The sequence below is a fragment of the Lentzea kristufekii genome (assembly GCF_033949925.1).
Taxonomy (GTDB): domain Bacteria; phylum Actinomycetota; class Actinomycetes; order Mycobacteriales; family Pseudonocardiaceae; genus Lentzea; species Lentzea kristufekii.
Window position 1 is genome coordinate 712,912 of the sequence record NZ_JAXAVV010000001.1, and the last position, 6,460, is coordinate 719,371.

General features: G+C 68.6%; 7 protein-coding genes. 3 read left to right on the top strand and 4 right to left on the bottom strand.

Features of this window, described 5'->3' with window-relative positions:
• Positions 1-9: 9 nt before the first annotated feature.
• Positions 10-516 carry an acetolactate synthase small subunit gene (gene ilvN, locus SK571_RS03505; RefSeq protein ID WP_030479767.1) on the bottom strand — a complete coding sequence of 169 codons (507 nt, stop codon included), beginning with the start codon at positions 514-516 and terminating at the stop codon, positions 10-12.
• Entirely contained in the window at positions 516-2,348 is a 1,833-nt protein-coding gene (locus tag SK571_RS03510; protein WP_319982525.1) for an acetolactate synthase large subunit, read from the bottom strand. Before SK571_RS03510 ends, ilvN begins: the two co-directional genes overlap by 1 nt.
• A 232-nt stretch (positions 2,349-2,580) precedes the next feature.
• On the opposite strand from SK571_RS03510, the gene SK571_RS03515 reads away from it, so the two are divergent.
• The 3 genes from SK571_RS03515 (at position 2,581) to ilvD (ending at position 5,359) form a co-directional block, all read left to right on the top strand.
• The gene (locus tag SK571_RS03515) at positions 2,581-3,015 is read left to right on the top strand and encodes a PH domain-containing protein (protein WP_319982526.1); all 435 of its coding nucleotides are present in this window, start codon (positions 2,581-2,583) and stop codon (positions 3,013-3,015) included.
• Positions 3,012-3,437, top strand: a complete 426-nt coding sequence (locus SK571_RS03520) for a vitamin K epoxide reductase family protein (RefSeq protein ID WP_319982527.1) — start codon at positions 3,012-3,014, stop codon at positions 3,435-3,437. The genes SK571_RS03515 and SK571_RS03520 overlap by 4 nt, the downstream gene beginning before the upstream one ends.
• Before the next feature lie 77 nt (positions 3,438-3,514).
• The gene (gene ilvD / locus SK571_RS03525) at positions 3,515-5,359 is read left to right on the top strand and encodes a dihydroxy-acid dehydratase (protein ID WP_319982528.1); all 1,845 of its coding nucleotides are present in this window, start codon (positions 3,515-3,517) and stop codon (positions 5,357-5,359) included.
• Here the strand turns inward: ilvD and SK571_RS03530 are convergent.
• Together SK571_RS03530 and SK571_RS03535 are read right to left on the bottom strand one after the other, a co-directional pair.
• The gene (locus SK571_RS03530) at positions 5,356-5,598 is read right to left on the bottom strand and encodes a hypothetical protein (protein WP_319982529.1); all 243 of its coding nucleotides are present in this window, start codon (positions 5,596-5,598) and stop codon (positions 5,356-5,358) included. The genes ilvD and SK571_RS03530 overlap by 4 nt on opposite strands.
• A gap of 9 nt (positions 5,599-5,607) precedes the next feature.
• Positions 5,608-6,336 (bottom strand): DoxX family protein, encoded by a 729-nt coding sequence (locus SK571_RS03535; RefSeq protein WP_319982530.1) that lies wholly within the window; start codon positions 6,334-6,336, stop codon positions 5,608-5,610.
• Between the last annotated feature and the right edge of the window lie 124 nt (positions 6,337-6,460).

Genomic DNA, 6,460 nt, shown 5'->3' on the forward strand with positions numbered 1-6,460 from the left:
CTGTCGTTTCTAGCGGACCGCGGTGGCGGTGATGGAACGAGCGCCACGGCCGATGGCGACCATGCCGGACTGGACGATTTCGCGAAGCCCGTAGGGCTCCAGCATGCGCAGCAACGCGTCGAGTTTTTCAGACGTGCCGGTGGCCTCGATCGTGACCGCTTCCGGTGACACGTCGACGACCTTCGCGCGGAAGAGCTGGACGGTTTCGAGGACCTGCGACCGCACCGTCGCGTCCGCACGAACCTTGATCAGCACCAGTTGCCGCTGAACGGAAGCACTCGGCTCCAGCTCCACGATCTTGATGACGTTGATGAGCTTGTTGAGCTGCTTGGTCACCTGCTCCAGCGGCAGCTCGTCGACCGACACCACGATGGTCATGCGCGAGATGTCGGGGTACTCGGTGCGGCCGACCGCGAGCGACTCGATGTTGAAGCCGCGGCGGGAGAACAGGCCGGCGACGCGTGCGAGCACACCGGGCTTGTCCTCGACCAAAACGCTCAGCGTGTGCCTGGTCATCACAGGTCCTCATCGAACAGGGGGCGGATGCCGCGGGCGGCCATGATCTCGGAGTTGCCGGTGCCCGCGGCGACCATGGGCCACACCTGGGCGTCCTTGCCGACGACGAAGTCGACGACGACCGGGCGGTCGTTGATCTCCAACGCCTTTCCGATCACCTCGTCCACCTCCTCGCGCGACTCGGCCCGCAGGCCCGCGCATCCGAGGGCTTCCGCCAGGAGCTTGAAGTCTGGGATGCGGTGCTTGTGCGTCCCCAGATCCGTGTTGGAGTACCGCTCGCCGTAGAACAGCGTCTGCCACTGGCGGACCATGCCCAGGTTGCCGTTGTTGATCACGGCGATCTTCACCGGCAGGCCCTCGATGGCGCAGGTGGCGAGCTCCTGGTTGGTCATCTGGAAGCAGCCGTCGCCGTCGATGGCCCACACCGTGCGGCCGGGCTCACCGGCCTTGATGCCCATCGCGGCGGGAACGGCGAAGCCCATCGTGCCGAGGCCGCCGGAGTTGATCCACGTGCGCGGGTGCTCGTACTTGACGAACTGCGCTGCCCACATCTGGTGCTGGCCGACGCCCGCCGTGTAGATCGTGTCGGCCGGCGACAGCACGCCGATCCGTTCAATGACGTACTGCGGGGACAGCGTGCCGTCCTCGGGCCAGTCGTAGCCCAGCGGGAACGTCTCGCGGATCGAGTTCAGCGTCTCCCACCACGGCGCGAGGTCGACGGCCTTGGCCGTCTCGCGCTCGGAGCGCACGGCGTCGATCAGCTCGGTGATGATCTCCTTGCAGTCGCCCACGATCGGGACGTCCGCGCGGCGGTTCTTGGAGATCTCGGCCGGGTCGATGTCCGCGTGGATGATCTGCGCGTCCGGCGCGAACGAGTTCAGCTGACCGGTCACGCGGTCGTCGAACCGTGCACCCAGGGCGATCAGCAGGTCCGACTTCTGCATCGCCGCGACAGCGGCGACGGTGCCGTGCATGCCGGGCATGCCCATGTGCTGCTCGTGCGAGTCGGGGAACGCGCCGCGCGCCATCAGCGTGGTGACGACCGGGATGCCGGTGTCCTCCGCCAGGCGCAGCAGTTCGGCGTGCGCGTCGGCCTTGATGACGCCGCCACCGACGTACAGGACGGGCTTGCTCGCGGCCACGATCAGCTTGGCGGCCTCGCGCACCTGTTTGCCGTGCGGCCGGGTCGTCGGCCGGTAACCGGGCAGGCGCATCTCGGGCGGCCACGAGAAGCTGGTCTGCTCCTGCAGCACGTCCTTGGGGATGTCGACGAGGACCGGGCCGGGTCGGCCGGTCGACGCGATGTGGAACGCCTCCGCGATCGCCCGCGGGATGTCCGCCGGGTCGGTCACGAGCACGTTGTGCTTGGTGATCGGCATCGTGATGCCGCAGATGTCCGCCTCCTGGAAGGCGTCCGTGCCGATCAGCGGCCGCGACTGCTGGCCGGTGATCGCGACGATGGGCACGGAGTCCATGTTCGCGTCCGCGATCGGGGTGACGAGGTTGGTCGCACCCGGTCCCGAGGTCGCCATGCAGACCCCGACCTTGCCGGTGGCCTGCGCGTAACCGGTCGCCGCGTGTCCCGCGCCCTGCTCGTGGCGGACGAGGATGTGCCGGACCTTCGTGGAGTCCAGCAGCGGGTCGTACGCGGGAAGGATCGTCCCGCCCGGAATGCCGAACACCACTTCACACCCGACCGCCTCAAGCGAGCGGACGAGGGACTGCGCCCCGGTCACTCGGATCGGCGCGCCAGTGGGCGGAGCCGGTTTGGGCCGCGGACCTGGACGTGGCGACGAGGGCTCGGAAGCCTGTCGCGATGGTGCGCTGGTCATTGGTTTGCCTCGTGGGTATCGGGGTCCGGACACGAAAAAACCCTCGACAACCCGAAGTTGGGTCGTGCGAGGGTCGCGCGTCGACGCAGGCTGTTCGGCTCAGGCGTCGACGCGCCTGAGAAGTACGAGAACGAGCGTGCGCTGCATGAAGCGGACGTTATCGCCTCGCGCAAGAGTGCGTCAACTCTGCGGGATGGAATTCCCGGATCGTGGACGTGGAACAATCCTTCGAGTGAAGAAGCTGGTCTTTCGCATCCCGGCAACAGCCCTGCTCGCAGCGGGTTTGATCGCCATCTGCGTCACCCCTGTGGCGTGGCTCGCTCCGGGACTGCAAGCGCTCTACGTCCTCCCGCTCGGCTACGCGTACTGGGTGATCCGCAACCGCACGACCGTCACCGAGGACGAGCTCGTCGCCCGCGGCGTGTTCGGCACGACCACGCTCAAGTGGTCCGAGGTGAAGTCGATCCGGCTGGCCCACAAGGGCTGGCTCAAGGCCGTGAAGGACGACGACTCCGAGGTGACGCTGCCCGCGGTGCGGTTCATGCACCTGCCGGCGTTGTCGTTGGTCAGCGGCGGCCGCGTGCCCGACCCGACGGTCGAGGAAGAACCTGTCGCGGAGGAGCCCGCGAAGGACGCCGCGGAAGAGGTCGTAGAGTCGGAGAAGTGATCGAACGAGTTCCGCTGCTGAGCCTGCTGCTGTCCATCGCAGGCCTGCTGACCTCGGCTTATCTGACGTACACGCACTTCAACGCGAGTGCGCTGCTGTGCTCGGCGGACGCCGTCATCGACTGCGAGACGGTGACCACGAGCGAGCAGTCGGAGTTGCTGGGCATCCCCGTCGCGTTCCTCGGACTGGCCTTCTTCGCGTTCCTGACCGTGATCTGCCTCCCGTTCGCGTGGCGGATCGACGCCCTGAAGTGGGTGCGTCTCGCGGCCGTCGGCGTCGGCGTCCTGATGGTCGTCTACCTGGTGGCGGCCGAGTTCCTGATCATCGGCAAGATCTGCCTGTGGTGCACCGTCGTGCACGTGATCACGCTCGCACTGGCCTGTCTGCTGGTCCGAGCGAGTCTGCGCACAAGTAACCTTTGAGTCACCGCTCCCAGACTGGTGGACGCCGCACCCCCGCGTCCCGCGCGCTTTTTTCTTGAACTGAATCTGGAGGAGCAGTGCCTCAGCTCCGCTCTCGCACCACCACTCACGGCCGCAACGCAGCGGGTGCCCGCGCCCTCTGGCGCGCGACCGGCATGACCGACAGCGACTTCGGCAAGCCCATCATCGCGATCGCCAACTCCTACACGCAGTTCGTGCCCGGCCACGTGCACCTGCGCGATCTCGGGGACATCGTGGCCGAGGCGGTGCGCGAGGCGGGCGGTGTCGCACGCGAGTTCCACACCATCGCGGTCGACGACGGCATCGCCATGGGCCACAGCGGAATGCTCTACTCGCTGCCCAGCCGCGAGATCATCGCCGACTCCGTCGAGTACATGGTCAACGCGCACCAGGCCGACGCGATCGTGTGCATCTCGAACTGCGACAAGATCACGCCCGGCATGCTGAACGCGGCGATGCGGCTCAACATCCCCGTCGTGTTCGTGTCCGGCGGCCCGATGGAGGCCGGCAAGGCCGTCGTCGTCGAGGGTGTCGCCGTCGCGCCGACCGACCTGATCACCGCGATCTCCGCCTCGGCCTCCCCCGCCGTGAGCGAGGACGGGCTCTCCGAGGTCGAGCGCTCCGCGTGCCCGACGTGCGGGTCCTGTTCCGGCATGTTCACCGCGAACTCCATGAACTGCCTCACCGAGGCCCTCGGGCTCTCGCTGCCGGGCAACGGCTCGACGCTGGCCACGCACGCCGCGCGCCGCGAGCTGTTCTCCGAGGCAGGCCGTGTGGTCGTGGAGCTGTGCAGGCGCTGGTACGGCGAGGACGACGAGTCGGTGCTGCCGCGGTCGATCGCGAACCGCAAGGCGTTCGAGAACGCGATGGCGCTCGACATGGCCATGGGCGGCTCGACGAACACCGTGCTGCACATCCTCGCCGCCGCGCAGGAGGGCGAGATCGACTTCACGCTGCAGGACATCGACGACCTGTCCCGCCGCGTGCCGTGCCTGTCCAAGGTGTCGCCGAACTCCGACTACCACATGGAGGACGTCCACCGGGCCGGCGGAATCCCCGCCCTGCTGGGCGAGCTCTACCGCGGTGGCCTGCTGCACGACGACGTCACGTCGGTGCACACGCCGACGATGGCGGAGTGGCTCGGCAAGTGGGACATCCGCGCGGAGAACCCGTCGCCGGAGGCGATCGAGCTGTTCCACGCCGCTCCCGGCGGTGTGCGGACGACCGAGGCGTTCTCGACGTCGAACCGCTGGTCCTCTTTGGACACCGACGCGGCCGGCGGCTGCATCCGCGACATCGAGCACGCCTACACCAAGGACGGCGGCCTGGCCGTGCTGCGCGGCAACCTGGCCGAGCGCGGCGCGATCATCAAGGCCGCGGGCATCGACGAGGAGCTGTGGCACTTCGAGGGCCCGGCGCGCGTCGTCGAGTCCCAGGAGCAGGCCGTCTCGGCGATCCTGAACAAGGAGATCCAGGCGGGCGAGGTGCTGGTCGTGCGCTACGAGGGCCCGTCCGGTGGCCCCGGCATGCAGGAGATGCTGCACCCGACGGCGTTCCTCAAAGGCTCCGGCCTCGGCAAGAAGTGCGCGCTGATCACGGACGGCCGGTTCTCCGGCGGTTCGTCGGGCCTGTCGATCGGCCACATCTCGCCGGAGGCGGCGGGCGGCGGCACGATCGGCCTCGTCGAGAACGGCGACCGGATCCTGATCGACGTGCACGAGCGGCGGCTGGAGCTGCTGGTCGACGCCGACGTGCTGGCCGAGCGTCGCGCCAAGATGGAGGCGTCGGAGCGGCCGTGGCAGCCGGTGGACCGGATTCGTCCGGTGACGGCGGCGTTGCGGGCGTACGCGCGGATGGCGACGGACGCGTCCACGGGCGCGGTGCGCGACCCGAGCCGTTAAAGAGCGAAAGCGAGCGCCATGGCGGCGCCGAACACGAGCCAGCCCGTCAGCGGTCCGCTGACGGGCTGCTCCGTCTTCTTGACCATGACGCCGGCGACGATCAGGCCCGCGAGCAGGCCGAGCGGCGGCAGCAGGGACTTCGCGGTGAGCCCGAACGGGAACGCCACCAGGTAGACGACCGGGATCCCGATCACCAGCAGGGCGAGCTGGAGCACCGCTCCCGTCAGGTTCTTCCGCATGCGGGATTCTTACCGGAACACGAAGTAGGTGACCGCCGCGCCACCGGCACCGATCAGCAGTGCGATGAACCCGGCCGCCAGCGGGTGGCGGAACCAGCTGCGGTTGTAGTCCAGGGCGGCCCGGCCGGGCCCGGCGAACAGCGCCGCGAACGCCATACCGGCGAGCGCGAGCTCCAGCTCCACGCCGTTGGGGCCGAAGAAGCCGCCCCTGTACTGCAGCGCGATGACGTTGGCCATCACGGCGAGCAGGCCCGCCGCCGCGAGCGGCGTGAAGAGGCCCAGCACGAGCAGACCGCCGCCGGCGAGTTCGGTGATGCCGGTGACCCACGCGAGGACGACCGACTCGCGGTAGCCCATCTTCTCGAGCGACTGCGCGAAGCCGTTGATGCCGGGGCCGCCGAAGAGCCCGAAGACCTTCTGCAGGCCGTGCAGCACGAAGATGCCGCCGAGCACCGCGCGCAGCCCGAGCAGGCCGATGTCCGGGCCGGCGGTCCAGCCGAACTTCCTGCGGTCGTCGTCGAACGGGTCCGCGTCCCGCGAGTCCTCTGTGGACGTCTCCAGCGGCGTGTAGGCCGTCGTGTCGAACGACTTCGTGGTGGAGTCGTACGGCGACAGGACGTCCGACCCGGCTCTGGTGGTGCCGTCGTCGAAGTGGTGCACTCCCCCTCCGCTGCTCGAGTAGAACGAGTCGTCGGAGAAAGCGCTCGAACTCGCCGAGCCTTTGTCGTGAGTAGCCACGCCCGCACGCTAGGGGGCCTCGTGCGGGCGCGCGAGAGCCGAACGGCAGCCCAGTTTCACCCGAATGGACTAGTAGAGCGTCGCGGCTTAGCTGTGCTGCGTTGAGTCGCGCACGGGGCTGGGC

What these genes read in the sequence shown, in the direction of transcription:
- SK571_RS03530 (WP_319982529.1), bottom strand. Translation starts at nt 5,598, where the DNA reads ATGCGGAAGAACCTGACGGGAGCGGTGCTCCAGCTCGCCCTGCTGGTG.
- SK571_RS03510 (WP_319982525.1), bottom strand. Translation starts at nt 2,348, where the DNA reads ATGACCAGCGCACCATCGCGACAGGCTTCCGAGCCCTCGTCGCCACGT.
- ilvN (WP_030479767.1), bottom strand. Translation starts at nt 516, where the DNA reads ATGACCAGGCACACGCTGAGCGTTTTGGTCGAGGACAAGCCCGGTGTG.